The sequence below is a fragment of the Streptomyces sp. NPDC014882 genome, from assembly GCF_043081325.1.
Classification (GTDB): domain Bacteria; phylum Actinomycetota; class Actinomycetes; order Streptomycetales; family Streptomycetaceae; genus Streptomyces.
In genome coordinates this window covers 1002548-1025400 of the sequence record NZ_JBIBWL010000001.1, presented here as the reverse complement: position 1 = coordinate 1025400, position 22853 = coordinate 1002548, and the positions used below count along the sequence as shown (strand labels likewise).

22 protein-coding genes are annotated in these 22853 nt (G+C 72.1%); 11 read left to right on the top strand and 11 right to left on the bottom strand.

Annotated elements, in window-relative coordinates; genetic code table 11:
• Positions 1 to 109 precede the first annotated feature (109 nt).
• The 4 genes from ACF09K_RS04585 to ACF09K_RS04570 all read right to left on the bottom strand — a co-directional run bounded on the left by ACF09K_RS04585 (position 110) and on the right by ACF09K_RS04570 (position 4505).
• Positions 110 to 1501 carry a hypothetical protein gene (locus tag ACF09K_RS04585; protein ID WP_392240966.1) on the bottom strand — a complete coding sequence of 464 codons (1392 nt, stop codon included), beginning with the start codon at positions 1499 to 1501 and terminating at the stop codon, positions 110 to 112.
• Positions 1491 to 2102, bottom strand: a complete 612-nt coding sequence (locus tag ACF09K_RS04580) for a DUF6114 domain-containing protein (protein ID WP_392240965.1) — start codon at positions 2100 to 2102, stop codon at positions 1491 to 1493. The genes ACF09K_RS04585 and ACF09K_RS04580 overlap by 11 nt, the downstream gene beginning before the upstream one ends.
• A gap of 146 nt (positions 2103 to 2248) precedes the next feature.
• A complete protein-coding gene (locus tag ACF09K_RS04575) occupies positions 2249 to 2881 on the bottom strand; it encodes a DUF6230 family protein (protein ID WP_366057046.1) in 633 nt (210 codons plus the stop codon).
• Between the two features lie 649 nt (positions 2882 to 3530).
• The gene (locus ACF09K_RS04570) at positions 3531 to 4505 is read right to left on the bottom strand and encodes a tetratricopeptide repeat protein (protein ID WP_392240963.1); all 975 of its coding nucleotides are present in this window, start codon (positions 4503 to 4505) and stop codon (positions 3531 to 3533) included.
• A 213-nt stretch (positions 4506 to 4718) separates the two neighbouring features.
• Between ACF09K_RS04570 and ACF09K_RS04565 the strand changes: the two genes are divergently transcribed.
• On the top strand, positions 4719 to 5360 hold the full coding sequence (locus ACF09K_RS04565; protein WP_392240962.1) for a TetR/AcrR family transcriptional regulator: 642 nt from the start codon (positions 4719 to 4721) through the stop codon (positions 5358 to 5360).
• Positions 5361 to 5458: 98 nt separating this feature from the next.
• Here the strand turns inward: ACF09K_RS04565 and ACF09K_RS04560 are convergent, their stop codons facing one another.
• The 3 genes from ACF09K_RS04560 to ACF09K_RS04550 form a co-directional block, all read right to left on the bottom strand.
• A complete protein-coding gene (locus ACF09K_RS04560; RefSeq protein ID WP_392240961.1) occupies positions 5459 to 7159 on the bottom strand; it encodes a methylmalonyl-CoA mutase in 1701 nt (566 codons plus the stop codon).
• Positions 7160 to 7234: 75 nt separating this feature from the next.
• Complete coding sequence (locus ACF09K_RS04555) at positions 7235 to 7573, bottom strand: DUF3817 domain-containing protein (protein WP_392240960.1); 339 nt, start codon at positions 7571 to 7573, stop codon at positions 7235 to 7237.
• A 66-nt stretch (positions 7574 to 7639) separates the two neighbouring features.
• A complete protein-coding gene (locus ACF09K_RS04550; RefSeq protein ID WP_392240959.1) occupies positions 7640 to 8149 on the bottom strand; it encodes a MarR family winged helix-turn-helix transcriptional regulator in 510 nt (169 codons plus the stop codon).
• A gap of 363 nt (positions 8150 to 8512) precedes the next feature.
• Here ACF09K_RS04550 and ACF09K_RS04545 point away from each other — a divergent pair, with 363 nt between their 5' ends.
• Genes ACF09K_RS04545 through ACF09K_RS04535 form a run of 3 tightly spaced genes read left to right on the top strand, consistent with a single transcriptional unit; the run spans position 8513 to position 10610 of the window.
• Positions 8513 to 9265: a hypothetical protein gene (locus ACF09K_RS04545; RefSeq protein WP_392240958.1), complete on the top strand. Its 753-nt coding sequence runs from the start codon at positions 8513 to 8515 to the stop codon at positions 9263 to 9265.
• A complete protein-coding gene (locus ACF09K_RS04540; RefSeq protein ID WP_392240957.1) occupies positions 9262 to 9942 on the top strand; it encodes a DUF4166 domain-containing protein in 681 nt (226 codons plus the stop codon). Before ACF09K_RS04545 ends, ACF09K_RS04540 begins: the two co-directional genes overlap by 4 nt.
• Positions 9939 to 10610: a TetR/AcrR family transcriptional regulator gene (locus tag ACF09K_RS04535; RefSeq protein ID WP_392240955.1), complete on the top strand. Its 672-nt coding sequence runs from the start codon at positions 9939 to 9941 to the stop codon at positions 10608 to 10610. The genes ACF09K_RS04540 and ACF09K_RS04535 overlap by 4 nt, the downstream gene beginning before the upstream one ends.
• A 25-nt stretch (positions 10611 to 10635) precedes the next feature.
• Here the strand turns inward: ACF09K_RS04535 and ACF09K_RS04530 are convergent, their stop codons facing one another.
• Positions 10636 to 10938, bottom strand: coding sequence for an MTH1187 family thiamine-binding protein (locus ACF09K_RS04530; RefSeq protein WP_392240954.1), 303 nt, complete (start codon positions 10936 to 10938; stop codon positions 10636 to 10638).
• Positions 10935 to 11282 (bottom strand): DUF3817 domain-containing protein, encoded by a 348-nt coding sequence (locus ACF09K_RS04525; protein ID WP_392240953.1) that lies wholly within the window; start codon positions 11280 to 11282, stop codon positions 10935 to 10937. Before ACF09K_RS04525 ends, ACF09K_RS04530 begins: the two co-directional genes overlap by 4 nt.
• A gap of 253 nt (positions 11283 to 11535) precedes the next feature.
• Here ACF09K_RS04525 and ACF09K_RS04520 point away from each other — a divergent pair, with 253 nt between their 5' ends.
• The 4 genes from ACF09K_RS04520 (at position 11536) to ACF09K_RS04505 (ending at position 14180) form a co-directional block, all read left to right on the top strand.
• Positions 11536 to 12168, top strand: a complete 633-nt coding sequence (locus ACF09K_RS04520; RefSeq protein WP_392241043.1) for an AIM24 family protein — start codon at positions 11536 to 11538, stop codon at positions 12166 to 12168.
• Between the two features lies 1 nt (position 12169).
• A complete protein-coding gene (locus tag ACF09K_RS04515; RefSeq protein WP_392240951.1) occupies positions 12170 to 12820 on the top strand; it encodes an AIM24 family protein in 651 nt (216 codons plus the stop codon).
• Between the two features lie 38 nt (positions 12821 to 12858).
• Positions 12859 to 13611, top strand: a complete 753-nt coding sequence (locus ACF09K_RS04510; protein ID WP_392241042.1) for an AIM24 family protein — start codon at positions 12859 to 12861, stop codon at positions 13609 to 13611.
• A 92-nt stretch (positions 13612 to 13703) separates the two neighbouring features.
• On the top strand, positions 13704 to 14180 hold the full coding sequence (locus ACF09K_RS04505; protein WP_392240950.1) for a MarR family winged helix-turn-helix transcriptional regulator: 477 nt from the start codon (positions 13704 to 13706) through the stop codon (positions 14178 to 14180).
• A 443-nt stretch (positions 14181 to 14623) separates the two neighbouring features.
• On the opposite strand, the gene meaB is transcribed toward ACF09K_RS04505, so the two are convergent.
• Positions 14624 to 15583: a methylmalonyl Co-A mutase-associated GTPase MeaB gene (meaB, locus tag ACF09K_RS04500; RefSeq protein ID WP_392240949.1), complete on the bottom strand. Its 960-nt coding sequence runs from the start codon at positions 15581 to 15583 to the stop codon at positions 14624 to 14626.
• A gap of 46 nt (positions 15584 to 15629) precedes the next feature.
• Positions 15630 to 16832 carry an acetyl-CoA C-acetyltransferase gene (locus ACF09K_RS04495; protein ID WP_392240948.1) on the bottom strand — a complete coding sequence of 401 codons (1203 nt, stop codon included), beginning with the start codon at positions 16830 to 16832 and terminating at the stop codon, positions 15630 to 15632.
• A gap of 150 nt (positions 16833 to 16982) precedes the next feature.
• Between ACF09K_RS04495 and mce the strand changes: the two genes are divergently transcribed.
• The 3 genes from mce (at position 16983) to ACF09K_RS04480 (ending at position 22818) form a co-directional block, all read left to right on the top strand.
• The gene (gene mce, locus ACF09K_RS04490; RefSeq protein WP_392240947.1) at positions 16983 to 17423 is read left to right on the top strand and encodes a methylmalonyl-CoA epimerase; all 441 of its coding nucleotides are present in this window, start codon (positions 16983 to 16985) and stop codon (positions 17421 to 17423) included.
• Between the two features lie 236 nt (positions 17424 to 17659).
• On the top strand, positions 17660 to 21541 hold the full coding sequence (gene scy, locus ACF09K_RS04485) for a polarized growth protein Scy (protein WP_392240946.1): 3882 nt from the start codon (positions 17660 to 17662) through the stop codon (positions 21539 to 21541).
• A 341-nt stretch (positions 21542 to 21882) separates the two neighbouring features.
• Positions 21883 to 22818: a cellulose-binding protein gene (locus ACF09K_RS04480; RefSeq protein ID WP_392240945.1), complete on the top strand. Its 936-nt coding sequence runs from the start codon at positions 21883 to 21885 to the stop codon at positions 22816 to 22818.
• The last annotated feature ends 35 nt before the right edge of the window (positions 22819 to 22853 follow it).

Genomic DNA, 22853 nt, shown 5'->3' with positions numbered 1-22853 from the left:
GCCGGCCGCCGTGCGAACGGCCACCGTGTGAACGGCGCTGAGGGCGCCCCCTGGTGCAGGGGGCGCCCTCAGGCGTTGTGCGGCTCCCGGAAGGGACTGCGGGGGACGGCTACTTGGTGTTGTAGAGGTGCATCCCCGGTATGTGGAGGTCGCCGCCGAACTGGCCCGCCTGGACGACCTTGACCTTGGTGAAGTAGATCAGCGGGATGTTCAGCGGGGGCGGGTTCTCCGGGTCGAACGTGACCGGGATCAGACCGAACAGGTTCCCCGAGATGCTCTCGGTGTACATGATCGTGTCGCCGTTGCGGATGGTCGACGTCGTGCCGGAGCCGGCCTGGACGTGGTAGGTCACGCCCGCCTGCTTGTCGGTGACCGTCTGGTGCAGGTCGCCGATGTCGGTGCCCTCGGAGATGACGTACTTCAGGACCTTCTTCCTGGTCCCGTTCGCCGTCTTCACCTCGACGATGCCCTGGTAGTCGGCGCCCTTGAGGAGCAGCGAGCTGGCGTTGAGGTACCACGGGTCGTCGGGCAGCGGCGTCCTGTTGTCGATGCCGCTCTCGTCCTCGGTGGCGACCGGGCAGTCGTCCACGTCGGTCGTGGCGCTCTCGGACGGGCTCGGCGAGGCGGTGGCGTCGGCGGCGTCCGCGGCCGTCTCCTCCGCCTTCTTCCCGGCGTCCGCCACCGTGTCGCCCGCCTTGTCGGCGGTGTCCTTCACGGCGTCGCCGGCGGCGTCGGTGGTGTCCTTGGTGTCCTTGCCGGAGTCTGCCGACCCGGAGTCCGCCGACCCGGCGTCGGAGCCCGTGTCCGTCGGCGTGTCACCGGTGCCCGTCGAGGCGGTCTCGGAGGCCGACGGGGTCGGGCTCGCGGTGGCCGTCCCGGTGGCGTCCTTGCCGTCGAACAGATCGGTGATCGTGTCGCCGATCGTCTCCAGCAGGTTCTTGTCGGTCCCGGACGCCGAGGGAGCGGCCGTCGGGGTGTCGGCGGAGGTCTCGGCCTTCTGCGGCTCGGAGGCCTCGGACGAGGCCGCCGGGGCGGGCTCGGTCACGTCGCCGGAACCTGAATCCGGCGAAGTGGAGCCGCCCGAACCGCTCGTGCCGCCGGAGGAGTCCGAAGCACCGCCGGTCTCCTCGTCCGCGGAGTCGTCCTTCGCGTCGTCCTTCGTGTCGTCCGCGGTGTCGTCCGCGGACCCGCTCGGGCTCTGCGAGGCGGACGGCGTGGGTGACGCGGAGGGGTCCTGCGCGTCCTCCAGGGCCGCGACGCAGTCCTTGTACTCGTCGATGGTGAGGCTCTTGGACGCCGGCTGGTCCTCGGCGTTGGCGAGGGTCGGTGTGAACCCCATGCCCATGAGGACCGCGGTCGGCATGGCCGCCAGGGCTATCGCCTTTCCGGCCGGCATGTGGAACCTGGTGAACAGCGGCTTCTTGGGTGCCGCGTGGCGTGGCCCGGTTCTCACGCGGGCAGCGTCCACACCGCTCCCGGTGGTCACCTCGTCAGCCGGCACTGTGCCTCCCGTTCGCCCCGTTCGCCGGGCTCGTTCCTGACAGTTCGTTCGGCTCGTCCGTGCCGCCGGCGTCCTTGGTGAAGGCCGGCCCCGTGCTGTACGGGTTCTCGGTGGGGCCCGCCGGAGCGGCTCCCGTGTCCTGCGGGAAGGCGGCCGCGGGCGTCGTGCCCGTGGCCGGGCCGATCCCCTGCGCCTGCTCCGCCGGCGGTGCGCCCGGCGCCCAGGAGATGGCCATCGCTCCGCCGATCAGGGCGAAGAGGAAACCGATGAGGAAGCCGCCGAGGTTGGACACCGGGATGGAGACCAGCCCCAGCAGGATCGCCGCGACGCCCGCGAAGACCCGTACGTGCTTCTGGAACCACAGGCTGACGCCCAGCACCCCCAGCAGCACACCGATGATCAGCGAGCCGGCGCCGGCGGTGGTGGCCATCGCCAGGGTCAGGTGACCGATCTGGAGGTGCGCGTACGGGAAGTAGGCGATGGGGAACCCGCTGATCAGAACGAACAGGCCGGCCCAGAACGGCCGCGTGCCCCGCCACGCGCGGAACTGCTGCCTCCGGTGGTCGAACCGGCCGGGGGCGACAGGGGTCTCGGCGCTCATGGAAAACAGCTCCCTGGTGCGGCGTTGCTGTGGTGGTGGTGCTGCGAGGGGGGACCGGCGCCCGCGGCTGGGCGGGCGCTGCGGTCCGAAGGGGTGGGACTGGACGGGCGGGGGTGCCACCGGCTCCCCCGCCCGTCAGAGAGTGCTTAGTAGCACTCCTTGACACCCGTCGACAGCGACATCTTCAGGCCGCTGAGCTTGAAGGTTCCGGCGGTGGTGGCCCACGCCGTCTGCTTCACGTCGGTCAGGACGGCCGACTCGGCCTCCTGTGCGAACCCGAACGGGTTCGCGGTGTCGCCGTCCTTGATACCCGGACCCTTCTTCAGGTCCTTGGCGGCCACACCGATGTCGATGTTCTTGAACGTCGCGTCGGCCGCGAGGTCCTCGACGTCGATGAAGAGGTTCTCGGCCTGGACCGGGGTGTCGCCACCGCCGGCCTTCAGCGTGAGGCTGACCGAGCCGAGCAGCGGGATGTTCGGCGTGACCACGGACTGGCACATGTTCGTGATCGACGCGCTCTTGAACCCGGAGACGGCGACGGGGTGAGCCGTCTTCTTGCCGTCGAGGGTGTAGCCCGAGTCGATCGCGCCGTACTGCGAGAAGCCCGTACCGACGAGCTTGTCCGCGGTGACCTTGAACGACTGACCCGACACGCTGAACGACGCGGCGAGCGCACCCTGCGCGAGGGCGACGCCTATGCACGCCGTGGCGGCGACGCTGGGCACCATGACCACAGCGAACCGCTTCCATCTGGTCCCGCCACGCACCTGGGACTCCATATTTCCTCCTTCTCGGACGTACATCTCCTGGCCCTGACTAGCCCCCAGGAACGGCGGCTCAGCCGGGCAGGGATGGGAGAAGTGCTACGTCCTCGGGTAGGGGAGCGCCTGTGGTCGGTGGCGCGAACCGCGCCCGGATCACCGGCGATCACCCCCGAGCGACAACCACTGGTCGCGCCTGACACGCATCACGCACAACCTTGCTGGACAGGCTTCGCCGTGGCGAAGACCCCCCTGCCCAAGAGCCGACGCCACTGCTGCCGTCGCCTCTGCTCGGTGGGGACCCAGGAAAACCCGTTGACCCAACCGGCTGTCGGGGTACGGGAACGGACCGAGCGTGGCCGATCGTGGTGCATTCTCGCCGCCCGCACAAGGGGGTTCGTTACTCGCTAGTAACGGCCGGATAACCGAGCAGCGACCCACCGGTCTCGACCGGCGACGCTCGGTGGCAGCCATGCCCAGGACAAAACTATTGATCGCTGGACAGAATCCGACAGAACAACGACTCCGACTTACTGCCAGTAACAGCGGCCGCGATTGCCAAGATTTGGCAAAGCGCGGCCGCGTCGGAACCGTGTCGGCTGAATCTCCACGCGGGCGCCGGCGGCTCCGATGTTTAGTGACTGGTCAGAACCGGGCGCCCGCCCCGCTAGAACAGGGCGCGCGCCAGCGCCCTGCGCGCCGCGGCCACCCGCGGGTCGTCGGGACCGACCACCTCGAACAGCTCGAGCAGCCGCAGCCGTGCGGCGTCCCGCTCGTCGCCCGCAGTCCGGGCCACGGTGTCGATGAGCCGCCCGAAGGCGTCCTCGACGTGCCCGCCCACCAGGTCGAGGTCGGCGGCGGCGATCTGCGCCCGCGCGTCACCCGGCTTGTCGGCGGCCTCCCTGCGCACCAGTTGCGGGTCCATGTCCTGCACCCGGTGCAGCAACTCGGCCTGCGAGAGCCCGAGTTTGGCCTCGGTGTTGCCGGGGTCGTCGGCCAGCACGTTCCGGTACGCGCGCACCGCCCCGCCGAAGTCCCCCGCGTCCAGCGCCTGTACGGCGGCCTCCAGCAGGGCGTCGTGGGGGCCGGCCGGCGCCTCGGTGGCCTCGGGACGCTCGCCGGGCCGGGCCTCGGGGTCGACGGTGAGGCCGGTCAGGCCGAAGCGCTGCTCGGCGACCTGCACGAGCTGGTCGAGCGTCTGGCGGATCTGCGCCTCGCCGGCCGCTCCCTGGAAGAGCGGCAGCGCCTGCCCGGCGACGACGGCGAAGACGGCCGGGATGCCCTGCACCCCGAACTGCTGCATCAGCATCTGGTTGGCGTCGACATCGATCTTGGCGAGCAGGAACCGCCCCTCGTACTCGACGGCGAGCCGCTCCAGCACCGGGCTGAGCTGCTTGCAGGGCTGGCACCACTCGGCCCAGAAGTCGATGACGACCGGGACCTCCGCGGACCGCTGGAGGACCTCCTGCTCGAATCCCGCCTCATCGACGTCGATGACGAGGTCCGCGGGCGACACCGCCCCCGTCCCGCCCTGCCGGGCGGCTTCGGCACGGGCCTGCTCCGCCTTCGCCTTGGCCTCCTGGGCCGCCTTCACCGCGGCGAGGTCGACGACTCCGCTCATGGACATGTTCCGTGGCTGCATGCGTCTATCCTCCCCCGTCCGCGCGCGTGCGTGAAAAGCGATCGGAAACGAGCACCGGGGTCCCCACCCCGCACCCTTCCGAACGCGGCTCGCGTACGTCCGTTCACGAGCTTTCGCTACGAGCCGTAGCGTAATACCGCGGGGGTCCTTCCCGCCGCCCCGTCCCGGTGATCTCCCTCACGGCCGCGCAGAACGGCCGGATATGGTCGGAGGATGCAGAGTCGCACGCCAGCCGGCCGTACCGGACGTCCGCGCAGCGCCGCCGCTGACGCCGCGATCCTGTCCGCGACCCGGCAGGCCCTGGTCGAACTCGGCTGGTCCAGGCTCACGCTGGGGGACGTGGCGGCCCGGGCCGGGGTGGCCAAGACGACGCTCTACCGCCGCTGGCCGGGCAAGAACGAACTGGTCGTGGACGCGGTCGCGGAACTCTTCGGCGAGCTCGAACTCCCGGACCGGGGCAGTCTGGCCGCCGACATCGAGGGCGTGGTCCTCCGGTTCGCGGCGATCCTCGCCCGCCCTGAGGCCAGGAGCGGCCTGATGGCGGTGGTCGCGGAGTCCACCCGCGACGAGGCCCTGCGCGAACGCATCCGCGCGTCCGTCGTCGAGCCCCAGAAGGACCTGGTCCTGGAGGGCCGGGCCCGCGCGCAGGCCAGGGGGGAGCTCCCGCCGGAGACGGACCCGGCGGAAGCGGCCCGCACGGTCGACCTGATCTTCGACGTGGTCGCGGGCGCGGTGGTCCACCGCACCCTGGTCAGCGCGGAACCGGCGGACGAGGCGTGGGTGCGGGAGCTCACCCGGCTGCTGCTGCACGGCCTGGCGGGAGGCCCGGCCGAGGCCGCCCCGTCCGGCGCCTGAGGGCGGGAAGGGACAGGAAGAGGCAGGAAGGGACGGGAAAGGACAGAAAGGGGGCGGGCGGCGAGGGGAACCCCCGGCCGCCCGCCCCGGATCCCGTCCTAGAAGCCCGCGGGCTCGGTGTACACCCCCCACTCCTCCCGCAGCACTCCGCAGATCTCCCCCAGCGTCGCCTCCGCCCGCACGGCGTCCAGCATCGGCCCGATCATGTTGGACCCGTCCCGCGCGGCCGCCAGCATGGCGTCCAGCGCGGCCCGCACGGCCGGTTCGTCCCGGAGGGCCCGGCGGGCGCCCAGCGTCCGCACCTGCTCCCGCTCCACCTCGTGGCTGACCCGCAGGATCTCCAGGTCCCCGGTCACCGATCCGGTGTGCGCGTTGACCCCGACGACCCGCTTCTCGCCCTTCTCCAGCGCCTGCTGGTACCGGAAGGCGGACTCCGCGATCTCCCCGGTGAACCAGCCGTCCTCGATGCCCCGCAGGATCCCGGAGGTGACGGGCCCGATCGGGTGCCGCCCGTCGGGGTGCGCCCGCAGCCCCCGCTCCTTGATCCGCTCGAAGATCTTCTCGGCGTCGGCCTCGATCCGGTCGGTCAGCTGCTCGACGTACCAGGAACCGCCCAGCGGGTCCGCGACGTTGGCGACGCCGGTCTCCTCCATCAGCACCTGCTGCGTGCGCAGCGCGATCTCGGCCGCCTGCTCCGAGGGCAGCGCGAGGGTCTCGTCCAGGGCGTTGGTGTGCAGCGAGTTGGTGCCGCCGAGCACGGCGGCGAGCGCCTCCACGGCCGTGCGCACCACGTTGTTGTACGGCTGCTGGGCGGTCAGGGAGACACCGGCGGTCTGCGTGTGGAACCGCAGCCACTGCGCCTTCTCCGACTTCGCCCCGTAGACGTCCCGCATCCACCGGGCCCAGATCCTGCGCGCGGCGCGGAACTTGGCGATCTCCTCGAAGAAGTCGAGGTGCGCGTCGAAGAAGAAGGACAGGCCCGGGGCGAACACGTCCACGTCCAGCCCGCGGCTCAGGCCCAGTTCGACGTACCCGAAGCCGTCCGCCAGCGTGTACGCCAGCTCCTGCGCGGCCGTCGAGCCGGCCTCGCGGATGTGGTAGCCGGAGACGGAGAGCGGCTTGTAGTCGGGGATGCCGGCGGCGCAGTACTCCATCAGGTCGCCGATCAGGCGCAGGTGGGGCTCGGGCTGGAAGAGCCACTCCTTCTGCGCGATGTACTCCTTGAAGATGTCGGTCTGCAGGGTGCCGTTGAGGACGGCCGGGTCGACGCCCTGCCGTTCGGCGGCGACGAGGTACATGCAGAAGACCGGCACGGCCGGCCCGCTGATGGTCATCGACGTGGTGACGTCCCCGAGGGGGATGTCCTTGAACAGCACCTCCATGTCGGCCGCGGAGTCGATGGCGACCCCGCAGTGCCCGACCTCGCCGAGCGAACGCGGGTCGTCGGAGTCGCGGCCCATCAGCGTCGGCATGTCGAACGCCACGGACAGACCCCCGCCGCCGTTGGCGAGGATCATCTTGTAGCGCTCGTTGGTCTGCTCGGCGTTCCCGAACCCGGCGAACTGCCGGATGGTCCAGGTGCGCCCCCGGTAGCCGGTCGGGTACAGCCCGCGGGTGTAGGGGTACTCCCCGGGCCAGCCGATCCGCTCGAAGCCCTCGTAGGCGTCCCCGGGCCGGGGCCCGTACACCGGCTCCACGGGATCACCGGAGAGCGTGGTGAAGTCTGCGTCGCGCTTGCGCGCGGCGTCGTACCGGGCCTGCCAGCGTCGGCGGCCTTCCTCGATGGCGTCAGCGTCCATACGATCGAATTTACTAGGACGTCCTAGTAAATGTCGATGGGAGACGGCCGTACACCTGCGCACGGCCGTTCCGGGTCACGCCTTGGCGACCGCGGGCACTTCCTCCGCGCCCCCGGCGCCCAGCTCGCGCGTGATGTTCCGCTCGACGAAGAAGGCCGCCGTCGGGACGGTCCCGGCCAGCAGCACCCAGAGCTGCTTGCGGACCGGCCACCTGGCCTTGGAGCCCAGGTCGAAGGCGAAGACGAGGTAGACGACGTAGAGCCAGCCGTGGGCGATGGAGACGACACGGGTGGCGTCCGCGGCACCGTCCAGGTGCAGGGCGTATTTGCCGATCATGCACAGGCACAACAGGACCAGGAGCACACCGGTGACATAGGCCATCACACGGTAGCGGGTCAGCACGCTCTTCTTCATGCCGTCGAGCGTAACCAGGCGTTCCGGGCGATCTTGCCCCGGGTCGCCTCCGTGTTCGGTGCCGGTTCAGTCCTCGTCGAAGTCGTGGGCCGCCACGCGGAGGGGGCGCAGCATCGCGAAGATCTCCCGGCACTCCTCGGCGTCGTACACGCCGAGGCCGAAGTCCATGGCCATCAGGTCGCGGGTGGCCGCCTCGACGACCTCGCGGCCCTTGTCGGTGATGGTGGCGAGGGTGCCGCGGCCGTCGTTGGGGTTGGGGCGCTTGGCGACGAGGCCGGACCTCACCAGGCGGTCGACGGTGTTCGTCACGGAGGTGGGGTGCACCTGGAGCCGCTCGCCGATCTTCGACATCGTCAGCTCCCCCTCCTTGGAGAAGGTGAGCAGCACCAGGGCCTCGTAGCGCGCGAAGGTCAGCCCGTACGGCTTGACCACCGCGTCGACCTCGGCGAGGAGGATCTGGTGGGCGCGCATGATCGAGGTGATCGCGGCCATGGACGGCACGTTTCCCCAGCGCCGCTTCCAGAGCTCGTCGGCGCGGGCGATGGGGTCGAAGGAAAGGCTGGACGGCTTCGGCACGGCACCAGACCCTACCCGTCGGTCATATCGTGGTCAGCTCCGTCTCGGACTTCGGTCCATCGGGCCGTGGCGGTCCATGGCGGGCCGTGACGGGTCGTGACGGCCCACCGGGCCGCGTCGGGTCCGGCCGCATCGCGTCCGCGCCACGTCGGCTCCACGCCGCGTCTGCTCCCCGCCGTGCCGCGCCGTACCGCGCCGTGCCCGGGCGGTACGTGCCCGATCCCCGGGAGGCGGGCCGGCCGCCCGCCGAGAGCCGCGCCCCCTTCCACCACCCCTTGATTGAGCGACTGCTCAAACTCGTGTACTTTCACCCCCGAAGTGTTGAGCGAACGCTCAAACACCGCTCGGATCCGGGGGATTCACATGGGGCTCTACGTCGAGGCGCGCATCCGCGCCGATCTGGACGACCTGTGGACACGCACCCAGGACCCGGCGCTGCACCAGCGCTGGGACCTGCGCTTCACCGAGATCACCCACCTCCCGCGCGCGGAGGGCGAACCGCAGCGGTTCCGGTACGCCACGCGCGTGCTGCCGTTCCTGACCGTCGCGGGCACGGGCGTGTCGGCGGGGGAACGCGAGCGCCCGGACGGCACCCGCACCTCCGCCCTGCGCTTCGCCTCCCCGCACCCGCTCTCCCCGCTCGCCGAGGGCAGCGGCTACTGGCGTTACGTCCCCGACGGCGACGGCGTCCGCTTCCTCACCGGCTACGACTACCGCCCCCGGTGGGGTGTCTTCGGCGCGCTCGCCGACCGGCTCGTGTTCCGCCCGCTGATGGGCTGGGCGACGGCGTGGTCCTTCGACCGGCTGCGGCTGTGGCTGGAGCGGGGCGTCACACCGGAGCGCGCCCTGCGCAACTGGCTCGCGGAGCTGGCCGTCCGCGCCCTCGTCGTCACCGCCGCCTGCACGGGCCTGGGGTGGGAGTCCTTCCTGCGCCTCCTGGGGCCGTTCGCCGCGTCGGCGGCGTACCTGCTCCCCCTGCTGCTGAGCGTCGCGGTCTGCCTCGCCCTGTTCGCCCCGCCCCTCGCCCGCACCCCGGCCGCCCGCCGCTGCCTGCGCACCCCGGCGGCACGCGCGCGTGCGCCCCGCCTCCTGCGCACCCTGGAGGGGCCGCGATGACCTCGATCTTCCGAGCGGCGATGGGGACCGGCTTCGACCGCCTGCACCCGCAGCTGCGACGCCGCTTCTCGGTGGGGCTGGCGAGCGGGCAGGCCTGTACGGGCCGGGGCGTGATGGACCGCATCTGGCACGGCGGGGCGTTCGTGAAGCCGTTCCTGGCGCTGGGCGCCACCCGCAACATCCTCGTCCCGCGCACGGGGCGCGCGGTGCCGTTCGTCATCGAGAACGTGCCGTACACCGACTCCTTCGGCCGTGAGACGGTGAGCTTCGTGCGTACCTTCGACCTGCCCGGCCGGCCCCGCCGGTTCGACGCCCAGATGGTGCTCGGCCCGAAGGGCGACCGCGTCCTCGACTACCTGGGCACCCACCAGCACCTCGCCACCGACCTGTACTTCCACGCCGAGCCGGACGGCTCCCTGCTGATCCGCTCGGGCGCCCACCGGTTCCGGGAGGGCGTGGTCGACGCACGCGTGCCGGAACTGATCGGGGCGAGGGCGGAGGTGCGGGAGTCGTACGACGACACCGCGGGCCGGTTCCGGATCAGCGTGCGGGTGGTGAACCGGTACGCCGGCCCGCTGTTCGGGTACGAGGGCTCCTTCACCGCCTCGTACGCGGACGTCCGCGACCACGGCGTGCGGCCGGGGCTGCGGCCGGTGCGCGAGGAGGCCCGCGCGTGACCCCGGGGACCGCCGGGTCCCCGGAGACCGCCAGGTCCCTGGAGACGAGGACGAAGCTGCTGGAGGGGACGCTGCGCTCCCTCACCGAGCAGGGCATCGCGAAGACGTCGGCCCGTACGGTCGCGGCGGCCGCGGGCGTCAACCAGGCCCTGGTCTTCTACCACTTCGGCTCGGTGGACGAACTGCTCGCGGCGGCCTGCCGGTACGGCGCGGAGCGGTCGGTGTCGCGTTACCGGGACCGCTTCGCGGCGGTCGGCTCGCTGGCCGGACTGCTCGCCCTCGGACGGGAGATCCACGAGCGGGAACGGGCGGGCGGCCAGGTGATGCTGCTCGGCCAGCTGCTGGCCGGCGCGCAGACCCACGCCACGCTCGGCCCGGCCACGGCGGCGGGCCTCGACCTGTGGATCGTGGAGATCGAGAAGGTGCTGGAGCGGGTGCTCGCGGGCACCCCGTTCCGCGAGTTCACGGACCCGGCCGGGCTGGCCCGCGCGGTCGCCGCCTCGTTCGTCGGCATCGAGCTGTACGAGGGGGCCGACCGCGCGGGCGCCGCCTCGGCGCTGGACGCGCTGGAGCAGCTCGGGCTGCTGGTGGGCGCGCTGGAGGAACTGGGGCCGGTGGCCCAGCGGGCGGTGCGGCAGTACCTCCGGCGGGCGTCGGGGAAGCGGTGAGGCCGGCCCCGGCGGGCCGGCCCCGCTATTCCCCCGGCGGGGCGAGATGCCGCTCGACGGTCTCCACCTTCGACGTCAGACCGTCCGTCACGCCGGGGCGGAGGTCGGCCTTGAGGACCAGGGAGACGCGCGGCGCCCGCGCCTCGACCGCGGCGACGGCCCGCCTGACGACGTCCATGACCTCGTCCCACTCCCCCTCGACGGACGTGAACATGGCGTCGGTGCGGTTCGGCAGGCCGGACTCGCGGACCACCCGGACGGCGTCGGCGACGTACTCCCCCACGTCCTCGCCGACGCCGAGCGGGGTGACGGAGAAGGCGACGATCACGACGCCTCCACCACGCCCTCGCGCCGGGCGCGGGAGGCGATGACCGCGTCCTCGGACTCATGGCGGAGCCTGCGCTCGGCGAAGAAGCCGCCGGCCGGCAGGACCGAGAGGACGAAGTAGAGGGCGGCGGTGCGCAGGGGCCACTTGGCGCGGTTCCAGGCGTCCGCCCAGAAGATCACGTACAGCACGAACAGCAGGCCGTGGAGCGCGCCCATCACCGGCACCGCGTTGAAGTCCGTGGTGCGCTTGAGCACCGAGCAGACGAGCAGCAGCAGGAACGAGACCGCCTCGGGCGCGGAGACCAGGCGGAGTCGGCGGAGGGCGGAGGCTGTCTTGAGGTCCACGGGTCACCTTCGGTGGGAGATGCGGTGCTGATCGGGTCGTTTGTGAACGCGCGCACAAGCGTTCGCCCATTGTGGCAAACGAGCGCGACGGGGAGCCGGGCGGGGTGCGGCGGCGTCCAGTGGCGGCCGGCGGCCCCCGGGGCCCGCGCACGGCGGATCACGGCGGACGTCCCCTAAGGGGCCATTCGGGGACGATCTCCCCCCGGAGGCCCTGTCGGCACGGCGTCCCAGAGGCTACCTTCGCAGCGTGGCGATGTTTCGACTCCAAGGCAGCAAGGTGCTCGCCGTCGACATGACCGGGGACGCCGTCAAGGCGAAGAACGGCTCCATGGTCGCGTACGACGGGCAGATGGCCTTCAAGAAGATGAGCGGCGGCGGCGAGGGCCTGCGGGGGATGGTGACCCGGCGGCTCACCGGCGAGCAGATGACCGTGATGGAGGTGCGGGGGCAGGGGACCTGCTGGTTCGCGGACCGTGCCTCCGAGATCAACCTCGTGAACCTCCGGGGGGACAAGCTGTACGTGGAGTCGAGCAATCTGCTCGCGACGGACGCGGGGCTGCGGACGGGCACGTCCTTCACCGGCCTGCGCGGCGCCTCGCAGGGCAACGGGCTGTTCACGACGACCGTCGAGGGGCACGGCCTGGCGGCGATCACCTCGGACGGTCCGGCGGTGGTGCTCCGGGTGAGCCCGCAGTTCCCGCTGACCGTGGACCCGGGGGCGTACGTCGCGCACCAGGGTGACGTCCGGCAGTCCTTCCAGTCCGGTGTGACGTTCCGCACCCTGATGGGCGAGGGCGGCGGCGAGGCCTTCCAGATCCGCTTCGAGGGGGACGGCCTGGTGTACGTCCAGCCCAGCGAGCGGAACACGATCGCGGGGGACGTGTGACATGTCCTTCCGCGAGATCAACTCCAAGATGGTCGAGGCGACCGTGGTGCCCGGCCGGCGCCTGTTCAGTCAGCGCGGCGCGATGCTCGCCTACCGGGGCGAGGTGTCCTTCACCCCGAACATGCAGGGCGGTCAGGGCGGTGTGATGTCGATGATCGGCCGCCGCCTGGCGAACGAGGACACGCCCCTGATGTCCGTCGAGGGCAGCGGCACGGTCCTGTTCGGGCACGGCGGCCACCACGTCCAGGTCGTCCACCTCACCGGCGAGACGCTCCACGTCGAGGCGGACCGCCTCCTCGCCTTCGAGGGCACCCTGCAGCAGGGCACCATGTTCATGGGCTCCCAGGGCGGCGTGATGGGCATGGTCCGCGGCCAGATCAGCGGCCAGGGCCTGTTCACCACGACGCTGGCGGGCCACGGCGCGGTCGCCGTGATGGCCCACGGCGGTGTCTTCGAGGTGCCCATCACCCCCCAGCGCCCGGTCCACGTCGACCCGCAGGCCTACGTCGCCCACCACGGCGACGTGCGCAACAGGCTGTCCACCGCCCTGGGCTGGCGGGACATGGTGGGCCGCGGTTCCGGGGAGGCGTTCCAGCTGGAGCTGAGCGGCAGCGGCACGGTGTACGTCCAGGCGTCGGAGGAGAAGCTGTGACCACCCACCCGGGCACCGGCCCCACCGTCTTCGACCCCATGACCCTGCCGGCCGACGACAACGTGAACGCGTACACCTTCTGCGTGGAGCTGAAGGGGAGCCAGTGGTTCCTGCAGAAGGGGAAGATGATCGCCTACTACGGCTCGATCGACTTCAACGGCATCGGGCACGGCCGGCTGGACCGCCTGGTGCGCACGTCGTTCCATTCGCCTCTGCACGCGAGCGACTGGGTCGTGGCGGAGGGCTCGGGCAAGATGCTCCTCGCCGACCGGGCCTTCGACGTGAACTCGTACGACCTCGAAGACGGCAACCTGACCATTCGCTCGGGCAATCTGCTCGCTTTTCAGCCAACTCTCGCACTCAAACAGTCGATCGTTCCGGGTTTCCTGACACTGATCGGAACCGGGAAGTTCGTCGCCGCGTCGAACGGTCCGGTGGTGTTCATGGAACCCCCGATCCGGGTGGACCCGCAGGCGCTCGTCGGCTGGGCCGACTGCCCGTCCCCGTGCCACCACTACGACCACGGGTACATGACGGGCGTGATGGGCGGCCTACGTGCGCTGACGGGCCTGGGCGGGGCTTCCGGGGAGGAGCACCAGTTCGAGTTCGTGGGCGCCGGCACGGTGCTGCTGCAGTCCACCGAGACGCTCATGGCCGAGCAGGCCACGGGAGCGCTCCCCGCCGAGCCGGGAGTGCCCGGCGGCGGCGGGCCGGGGGGTTTCGGAGGTCAGGCGGGCGCACCGCGCCTTCCCGGACAGCTGGGAGACCTCCAGCGTCGCTTCGGGCTGTGAGCGGTAGTCTGCGGAGTGTGACGTCGAACGCGTGCGCACTGTCACACCACCCTTACTAGTTCGCCTTTCAACATTTTAGGTAGACTTCATTTATGGAGACCGACACGGCCACGCGCTGGCTGACCGAAGCGGAGCAGTGCGCCTGGCGCACCCACCTGGAGGTCAACAGGCTGTTGACGTACCAGCTCGAAAAGGATCTTCAGCCGTTCGGGCTGACCATGAACGACTACGAGATCCTGGTGAACCTGTCCGAGTCGGAGGACGTCCGGATGCGGATGAGCGACCTCGCGTCCGCCACCCTGCAGTCCAAGAGCCGGCTCTCGCACCAGATCACCCGCATGGAGAACGCCCGGCTGGTGCGCCGTGAGAACTGCGAGTCCGACCGCCGGGGTCTGTTCGCGGTCCTCACCGATCACGGCATGGAGACGATGCGGAAGGTGGCGCCCCATCATGTGGCGTCCGTGCGCCGGCACTTCATCGACCTGCTCTCCCCCGAGGCCCTGACGGAACTCGACAAGGCCCTGACGCCCATCGCGGACCACCTCCGCGAGCAGCGGGGACGCCCCTGAGCGGGCCCGGTCCGGACGAAAGCATCCGGACCGGTGGAAGGCGGAGCCCGAACAGGGTTCCGCCTTCCGGCGTTCCCCGGCCCTGCAAGCGGAGGCCGACGGCTCGTCGGCGAAGGAACGCTACGAGGACGCCCCCCGAACGACGGCGGGCTCACGGCGGACGAGGGGACGTCGGACGGCCGGGCCGGGGGAACGGCGGACGGGCCGGCCGCGGAAGGACCCCGGAGGGCGCGCGGAAGGGCCGCGAACACGGGTGGGCTCCCCGACGTGAGGCGGAGGCAGAGAACGCCTGGGGCCGCGGCGGCCGGTGCACGGCGGGACGCGGCACGGTACGCCCTACGCCAGGAAGAGGCAGGAAGAGGAACGCGGGCGTCGGAGCACCGGCGCCGACACCGAGTCGGCGACCGCCGGGCAGGCGGCCACCGGGTCGCCCGCGGAGGGCCTCACGACCCCTGGGTCAGTCCCGCCACCAGCTCGTCCGCCGCCCGGTACGGGTCCAGTTCGCCGGCGACGATCCGCTCGGCGAGCGTGCTGAGCCGGCGGTCGCCGTGCAGGTCGCCGATGCGCTCGCGCAGGGCGGTCACGGCGATCGTCTCCACCTCGCGGGCCGCGCGGGCACGGCGGCGCTCGGCGAGGACACCGTGCTCCTCCATCCACGCGCGGTGCTTCTCCAGCGCCTCGACGACCTCGTCGACGCCCTCGGCGCGGGCGGCGACCGTCTTCACGATCGGCGGGCGCCAGTCGCCGGGGGCGCGGGACTCGCCGAGGCCCAGCATGTGGTTCAGCTCGCGGGCGGTGGCGTCGGCCCCGTCGCGGTCGGCCTTGTTGACGACGTACACGTCGCCGATCTCCAGGATCCCCGCCTTGGCGGCCTGGATGCCGTCGCCCATGCCGGGGGCCAGCAGGACCACGCTGGTGTCGGCCTGGGAGGCGATCTCGACCTCGGACTGGCCGACGCCGACCGTCTCCACGAGGATCACCTCGCAGCCCGCCGCGTCGAGCACCCGGATGGCCTGCGGGGCCGCCCAGGCCAGGCCGCCGAGGTGCCCGCGGGTGGCCATGGAACGGATGTAGACGCCGGGGTCGGAGGCGTGCTCCGACATCCGGACGCGGTCGCCGAGCAGGGCGCCGCCGGAGAACGGCGAGGACGGGTCGACCGCCAGGACGCCGACCCGCCTGCCCTGCTTGCGGTACGCCGTGACCAGCGCGGAGGTGGACGTCGACTTGCCGACGCCGGGCGAGCCGGTCAGGCCCACCACGTAGGCGTTGCCGGTCAGCGGGGCCAGCGCCGCCATGACCTCCCTGAGCTGCGGCGACGCCCCCTCCACCAGGGAGATCAGCCGGGCCACGGCCCGGGGCCGGCCTTCCCTGGCCTGGGCGACCAGCGAGGAGACGTCCTGCATCACAGCTCCGTTCAGGTAATGACGTACGTGAGGCCGTACAGGGAACTCAGGCCTTGGGGACCCGCACGATCAGCGCGTCGCCCTGACCGCCGCCGCCGCACAGCGCGGCCGCGCCGATGCCGCCGCCCCGCCGCTTCAGCTCCAGGGCCAGGTGCAGCACGAGCCGGGCGCCGGACATGCCGATGGGGTGGCCGAGGGCGATGGCGCCGCCGTTGACGTTCACCTTCTCCGTCGACACCCCGAGGTCCTTCATCGACTGCACCGCCACGGCGGCGAAGGCCTCGTTGATCTCGACGAGGTCGAGGTCGGAGACCTCCAGGCCGTCCTTCTCCAGGGCGTGCAGGATGGCGTTGGAGGGCTGCGACTGGAGCGAGTTGTCCGGGCCCGCCACATTGCCGTGGGCGCCGATCTCGGCGATCCACTCCAGGCCCAGCTCCTGCGCCTTGGCCTTGCTCATCACGACCACCGCCGCGGCGCCGTCGGAGATCTGCGAGGCGGAGCCGGCGGTGATGGTGCCGTCCTTGGCGAAGGCGGGGCGCAGCTTGCCGAGCGACTCGGCGGTGGTCTCGGGGCGGATGCCCTCGTCCTTGCTGAAGACGACCGGCTCGCCCTTGCGCTGCGGGATCTCCACCGGCGTGATCTCGGCCTCGAACAGGCCGTTCTTCTGCGCCGCGGCCGCCCGCTGGTGGGACAGGGCGGCGATCTCGTCCTGCTCGGGGCGGGCGATGCCGAGGCGCGTGTTGTGCTTCTCGGTGGACTCGCCCATGGCGATGTTCTCGAAGGCGTCGGTCAGCCCGTCGTGGGCCATCGCGTCGAGCATCTCGATCGCCCCGTACTTGAAGCCCTCGCGGGACTTCGGCAGCAGGTGGGGGGCGTTGGTCATGGACTCCTGGCCGCCCGCCACGACGATGTCGAACTCACCCGCGCGGATCAGCTGGTCGGCCAGCGCGATGGCGTCGAGGCCCGACAGGCACACCTTGTTCACGGTGAGGGCCGGGACGTTCATGGGGATGCCGGCCTTGACCGCGGCCTGCCGGGCCGGGATCTGGCCCGCGCCGGCCTGGAGCACCTGGCCCATGATCACGTACTGCACCTGGTCGCCGGCGATCCCCGCGCGGTCGAGGGCGGCCTTGATCGCGAAGCCGCCGAGGTCGGCTCCGGAGAAGGACTTCAGCGAGCCCAGCAACCGCCCCATGGGCGTACGGGCACCCGCGACGATCACCGAGGTCGTGCTGTTGGTTCCAGTCATGAGCTGCGATCCCCTTACCGGCCTTGCACGGGCCGAGGAGTGAACGAGGGTTTACTTCGAATGTACTGACAGGCACTTCACCCGTCATCGGGCCGTCGGTGTGATCGCGCGCACGTTGCGTAACCACCTCCGCCGCGTTGCACTGACACCATGCTGACGCGAATCGACCACATCGGGATCGCCTGCCACGACCTCGACGCCACCGTCGAGTTCTACCGGGCGACGTACGGCTTCGAGGTGTTCCACTCCGAGATCAACGAGGAGCAGGGCGTCCGCGAGGCCATGCTCAAGATCAACGATACGTCCGACGGCGGCGCCTCGTACCTCCAGCTCCTGGAACCGACCCGGGAGGACTCCACCGTCGCCAAGTGGCTCGCCAAGAACGGCGAGGGCGTCCACCACATCGCCTTCGGCACCGCGGACGTCGACGCGGACGCCGCGGACATCCGCGACAAGGGTGTGCGCGTGCTGTACGAGGAGCCCCGGCGCGGCTCCATGGGGTCACGAATCACCTTCCTCCACCCAAAGGATTGCCACGGAGTCCTGACAGAACTGGTCACATCGGCCCCCGTTGAGTCACCTGAGCACTGACCCCCGTACATATGGGCCGGTAGGGTTGGGGTCGGTCGCCGCTCCAGCCAGGGCGACCGGTGTCCTGCCGCCATGTCGGCAGGACCCGTCCGGGGTCCGGGTTTCGGGGGACGAGCGTCGGGGCAGCAGCCCGTGCTCCGCCGTTGATCTGACACCATTCCCCGGGGGCCCCGTCCGGCGGATGGACGGAGCTCGTACGGAGAAGCTTGCGACCAGGGGACGGATGGGACCGCGCAGTGCGGGGCTACGAGAGCCAGGAGCGGGATCCGGCGGCTGACGTCGACCACCTCACTCGGTTCGAAGCCGAGATGAAACGGCTGAAGACCGAACGGGAAAAGGCGATCCAGCACGCCGAGGACCTCGGCTACCAGGTCGAGGTGCTGCGCGCCAAGTTGCACGAGGCGCGGCGCACCATCATGTCCCGGCCCTCCTTCGACGGCGGGGACCTCGGCTACCAGGCCGAACAGTTGCTGCGCAACGCGCAGATGCAGGCCGACCAGCTGCGCGCGGACGCCGAGCGGGAGCTGAGCCAGGCCCGCTCGCAGACCCAGCGCATCCTCCAGGAGCACGCCGAACAGGCGGCCCGGCTCCAGGCGGAGCTGCACCAGGAGGCGGTGACCCGGCGCCAGCAGCTCGACCAGGAGCTGGCCGAGCGCCGGCAGACCGTCGAGTCGCACGTCAACGAGAACGTGGCGTGGGCCGAGCAGTTGCGGGCCCGCACCGAGGCCCAGGCCCGCCGTCTCCTGGAGGAGTCGCGCGCCGAGGCCGAGCAGGCCATGGCGGCCGCGCGCGCCGAGGCCGAACGGGTCACCGCGGAGGCCCGTCAGCGGCTCCAGAGCGAGGCCGAGTCGGCCCGTGCCGAGGCCGAGCAGTTGCTGCGGCGCGCCCGCGCGGACGCCGAGCGCCTGCTGAACGCCGCCTCCACCCAGGCCCAGGAGGCCACCGAGCACGCCGAGGCGCTGCGCAGCTCCACGGCCACCGAGTCCGACGCGGCCCGCCGCCAGGCGACCGAGCTGAGCCGGACCGCCGAGCAGCGCATGGCCGAGGCGGAGGAGGCGCTGCGCAAGGCGCAGTCCGAGGCCGAGAAGGTCCTCGCGGAGGCCAGGGCCGCCGCCGAGAAGACCCTCGCCGGCGCCGAGTCCGCCAACGAGCAGCGCACCCGTACGGCGAAGGAGCAGGTCGCCCGGCTGGTCGGCGAGGCCACCAAGGAGGCCGAGGCCACCAGGGCGGACGCCGAGCAGCTCGTCGCCGACGCCCGCGCCGAGGCCGAGAAGCTCCTCGCGGAGGCCGCCGAGAAGGCCCGCACGCTCACCGCCGAGGAGAGCGCCACCCAGTTGTCGAAGGCGGCCAAGACCGCCGAGGACGTCCTCAACAAGGCGCAGGAGGACGCGCAGCGCACCACGAGGGCCGCCGCCGAGGAGGCCGAGCGGATCCGCCGGGAGGCGGAGACCGAGGCCGACCGGCTGCGCGCCGAGGCGCACGACATCGCCGAGGAGCTCAAGGGCGCGGCGAAGGACGACACCAAGGAGTACCGGGCCAGGACGGTCGAGCTCCAGGAGGAGGCCCGCCGGCTGCGCGGCGAGGCCGAGCAGCTGCGCGCCGACGCGGTCGCCGAGGGCGAGAAGATCCGCGCGGAGGCCCGCAAGGAGGCCGTCCAGCAGATCGAGGAGGCGGCCAAGACCGCCGAGGAGCTGCTGGCGAAGGCCCGTCAGGACGCCGACGAGCTGCGTCAGAAGGCCACCGCGGACAGCGAGAAGGTCCGCACGGAGGCCATCGAGCGGGCCACGACGCTGCGCCGGCAGGCCGAGGACACCCTGGAGCGCACCCGCCAGGAGGCCGAACGGCACCGCGCCGAGGCCGCCGAGCAGGCCGAGGCCGTCACGGCCGACGCCGAGCGGGCCGCGCTCGCCCTGCGCGAGGAGGCCGAGCGTGCCGTCGAGGCGCGGCAGGCGGAGGCCACCGAGGAACTGACCCGGCTGCACACCGAGGCGGAGACCCGGCTCGCCGCGGCCGAGGAGGCGCTCGGTGACGCCCGCGAGGAGGCCGCGCGGATCCGCCGCGAGGCCGCCGAGGAGACCGAACGGCTGCGCGGCGAGGCCGCCGAGCGGATCCGTACGCTCCGGCAGCAGGCCGAGACCGAGGCCGAGCGGCTGCGCACCGAGGCCGCCGCGGACGCGTCCGCCTCCCGGGCCGAGGGCGAGTCCGTCGCCGTACGGCTGCGGTCGGAGGCCGCCGCGGAGGCGGAGCGGCTGCGCACCGAGGCGCAGGAGACCGCCGACCGGATGCGCGCGGAGGCGCAGGCCGCCGCCGAGCGGCTGGCCGCCGAGGCGTCCGAGACGCTGGCCGCCGCCCAGGAGGAGGCCGCCCGGCGCCGCCGCGAGGCCGAGGACTACCTCGGCGCTGCCCGCCAGGAGGCCGACCAGGAGCGGGAGCGGGCCCGCGAGCAGAGCGAGGAACTGCTGGCGTCGGCGCGCAAGCGCGTGGAGGACGCCCAGGCCGAGGCCGTACGGCTGGTGGAGGAGGCCGACCGGCGGGCCACCGAGACGGTGGCGGCGGCCGAGCAGCACGCGCAGCAGGTGCGGGACTCCGTCGCCGGGCTGCACGAGCAGGCGCAGGACGAGATCGCCGGGCTGCGCTCCGCCGCCGAGCACGCGGCGGACCGCACCCGCCGGGAGGCCGAGGAGGAGGCGGACCGGGTCCGCGCCGACGCCTACTCCGAGCGGGAGCGGGCCGCGGAGGACGCGAGCCGGCTGCGACGCGAGGCGAGCGAGGAGACCGAGGCCGCCCGCGCGCTGGCCGAGCGGACCGTCGGCGACGCCATCGCGGAGGCCGAGCGGCTGCGTTCGGAGTCGTCCGCGCACGCCCAGCGGGTGCGCACGGAGGCCTCCGACACCATCGCGCAGGCCGAGCAGGACGCGTCGCGCACCCGGGCGGACGCCCGGGACGACGCCAACCGCATCCGGTCGGACGCGGCGACGCAGGCCGACACCCTCATCACCGAGGCCCGTTCCGAGGCGGAGCGGCTCCAGACGGAGACCATCGCCGAGGCCGAGCGGCTCCAGTCGGAGACGGCCGCGGAGGCCGAGCGGCTGCGGGCCGAGTCGGTGGCGAAGGCGGAGAAGCTCATCGGGGACGCCTCCGGCGACGCCGAGCGGCTGCGCGCCGAGGCCGCCGAGACGGTGGGTTCCGCGCGGCAGCACGCCGAGCGGGTGCGTGCCGAGGCCGAGCGGGTCAAGCGGGAGGCGGCCGCGGAGGCCGACCGCATGCTGAGCGTGGCCCGCGACGAGGCGGACTCGACGCTCGACGAGGCGCGCAAGGAGGCCAACAAGCGGCGCTCCGAGGCCGCCGAGCAGGTCGACACGCTCATCACGGAGACCGCCGCCGAGGCGGACAAGCTGCTCACCGAGGCGCAGCAGCAGGCGCTGAAGACCACCGCGGAGGCGGAGGCGCAGGCGGACACGATGGTCGGCGCGGCCCGCTCCGAGGCCGAGCGGCTCGTCTCCGAGGCGACGGTCGAGGGCAACTCGCGCGTGGAGAAGGCCCGTACGGACGCGGACGAGCTGCTCGTCGGCGCCCGCCGGGACGCGACCGCCATCAGGGAACGCGCGGAGGAGCTGCGCGACCGCATCACCTCCGAGATCGAGGAGCTGCACGAGCGGGCCCGCCGCGAGGCCGCCGAGACGATGAGGTCGACCGGCGACCGCTGCGACGCGCTCATCAAGGCGGCCGAGGAGCAGCTCGGCAAGGCCCAGGCGAAGGCCAAGGAGCTGGTGTCGGAGGCGAACTCGGAGGCCGGCAAGGTCCGCATCGCCGCCGTGAAGAAGGCCGAGGGGCTCCTCAAGGAGGCCGAGCAGAAGAAGGCCACGCTGATCCGCGAGGCCGAGGAGCTGAAGGCCGAGGCGATCCGCGAGGCCCGGCGCACGGTCGAGGAGGGCAAGCGCGAGCTGGAGGTCCTGGTGCGGCGGCGCGAGGACATCAACGCCGAGATCTCGCGCGTCCAGGACGTGCTGGAGGCGCTGGAGTCCTTCGAGGCCCCGCCGGGGAACAAGGACGGCGGCGTCAAGGCGGGTGCGACGGTGGGTGCTCCCCGGTCGGGGGGCAAGTCCTCGGACCGCTAGTCCTCGGACCGACGGATCCCGGGCCACCGGATCCCGGACCGCTGGTTCCCGGACCGCCGGATCCCGGACCGCGGGTCCTCGGGCCCCCGGCTCCCGGGGCGCCGGCTCCCGGGGCCCCGGTTCCCGTACCGCCGGGGCCTGTCCGGCGGATCATGCCGGACAGGCGGGGCGTTCCGTCGAAGTCTGAGGCCTTTGTCCCGGTCTTGCGCAAGCCGTCTGACGCTTAGCCACCCAAAAGGGGTCTCATTCTCCGTATCAAACGCGCATCCGCTCGATGACACACCGCTTCGGCCCCTAGGATTCCCCCTATCACCTCACCGGTCTCATTCGACAGGAACCCCATGAGCGACACTTCCCCCTACGGCTTCGAGCTTGTGCGGCGTGGGTACGACCGCGCTCAGGTGGACGAACGCATCTCGAAGCTCGTCTCCGACCGTGACAGCGCTCTGGCCCGCATCACTGCTCTGGAAAAGCGCATCGAGGAGCTTCACCTCGAGACGCAGAACGCCCAGGCCCAGGTGACCGACGCCGAGCCGTCGTACGCCGGTCTCGGCGCGCGTGTCGAGAAGATCCTCCGTCTCGCCGAGGAGGAGGCCAAGGACCTGCGCGAGGAGGCCCGTCGCGCGGCCGAGCAGCACCGCGAGCTGGCCGAGTCGGCGGCCCAGCAGGTCCGCAACGACGCGGAGTCGTTCGCCGCGGAGCGCAAGGCCAAGGCCGAGGACGAGGGCGTCCGGGTCATCGAGAAGGCCAAGAGCGAGGCCCAGCAGCTGCGCTCCGAGGCCCAGAAGGACGCGCAGTCCAAGCGCGAGGAGGCCGACGCCCTCTTCGAGGAGACCCGCGCCAAGGCCGCGCAGGCCGCCGCCGACTTCGAGACGAACCTCGCCAAGCGCCGCGAGCAGTCCGAGCGCGACCTCGCTTCGCGCCAGCAGAAGGCGGAGAAGCGCCTCGCGGAGATCGAGCACCGCGCGGAGCAGCTGCGTCTGGAGGCGGAGAAGCTGCGCACGGACGCCGAGCGCCGGGCCCGTCAGACCGTCGAGACGGCGCAGCGCCAGGCCGAGGACATCGTGGCCGACGCGAACGCCAAGGCCGACCGCATCCGTTCGGAATCGGAGCGCGAGCTGGCGGCCCTCACCAACCGCCGCGACTCGATCAACGCCCAGCTGACGAACGTGCGCGAGATGCTCGCCACCCTCACGGGCGCCGCGGTGGCCGCGGCGAGCTCCCCGGCCGAGGACGAGCCGATCTCCCGCGGTGTGCCGGCGCAGCAGACCCGGTAGTCGCCGAAGGTGATCAGGGGCGGTGGGGCCTGTTC

Bases quoted from the DNA above. Each gene is read 5' to 3' on its own strand.
- ACF09K_RS04580 (WP_392240965.1), bottom strand. From the start codon at position 2,102: ATGAGCGCCGAGACCCCTGTCGCCCCCGGCCGGTTCGACCACCGGAGG.
- ACF09K_RS04575 (WP_366057046.1), bottom strand. From the start codon at position 2,881: ATGGAGTCCCAGGTGCGTGGCGGGACCAGATGGAAGCGGTTCGCTGTG.
- ACF09K_RS04570 (WP_392240963.1), bottom strand. From the start codon at position 4,505: ATGCAGCCACGGAACATGTCCATGAGCGGAGTCGTCGACCTCGCCGCG.
- ACF09K_RS04565 (WP_392240962.1), top strand. From the start codon at position 4,719: ATGCAGAGTCGCACGCCAGCCGGCCGTACCGGACGTCCGCGCAGCGCC.
- ACF09K_RS04560 (WP_392240961.1), bottom strand. From the start codon at position 7,159: ATGGACGCTGACGCCATCGAGGAAGGCCGCCGACGCTGGCAGGCCCGG.
- ACF09K_RS04555 (WP_392240960.1), bottom strand. From the start codon at position 7,573: ATGAAGAAGAGCGTGCTGACCCGCTACCGTGTGATGGCCTATGTCACC.
- ACF09K_RS04545 (WP_392240958.1), top strand. From the start codon at position 8,513: ATGGGGCTCTACGTCGAGGCGCGCATCCGCGCCGATCTGGACGACCTG.
- ACF09K_RS04540 (WP_392240957.1), top strand. From the start codon at position 9,262: ATGACCTCGATCTTCCGAGCGGCGATGGGGACCGGCTTCGACCGCCTG.
- ACF09K_RS04520 (WP_392241043.1), top strand. From the start codon at position 11,536: ATGTTTCGACTCCAAGGCAGCAAGGTGCTCGCCGTCGACATGACCGGG.
- ACF09K_RS04515 (WP_392240951.1), top strand. From the start codon at position 12,170: ATGTCCTTCCGCGAGATCAACTCCAAGATGGTCGAGGCGACCGTGGTG.
- ACF09K_RS04510 (WP_392241042.1), top strand. From the start codon at position 12,859: ATGACCCTGCCGGCCGACGACAACGTGAACGCGTACACCTTCTGCGTG.
- ACF09K_RS04505 (WP_392240950.1), top strand. From the start codon at position 13,704: ATGGAGACCGACACGGCCACGCGCTGGCTGACCGAAGCGGAGCAGTGC.
- meaB (WP_392240949.1), bottom strand. From the start codon at position 15,583: ATGCAGGACGTCTCCTCGCTGGTCGCCCAGGCCAGGGAAGGCCGGCCC.
- ACF09K_RS04495 (WP_392240948.1), bottom strand. From the start codon at position 16,832: ATGACTGGAACCAACAGCACGACCTCGGTGATCGTCGCGGGTGCCCGT.
- mce (WP_392240947.1), top strand. From the start codon at position 16,983: ATGCTGACGCGAATCGACCACATCGGGATCGCCTGCCACGACCTCGAC.
- ACF09K_RS04480 (WP_392240945.1), top strand. From the start codon at position 21,883: ATGAGCGACACTTCCCCCTACGGCTTCGAGCTTGTGCGGCGTGGGTAC.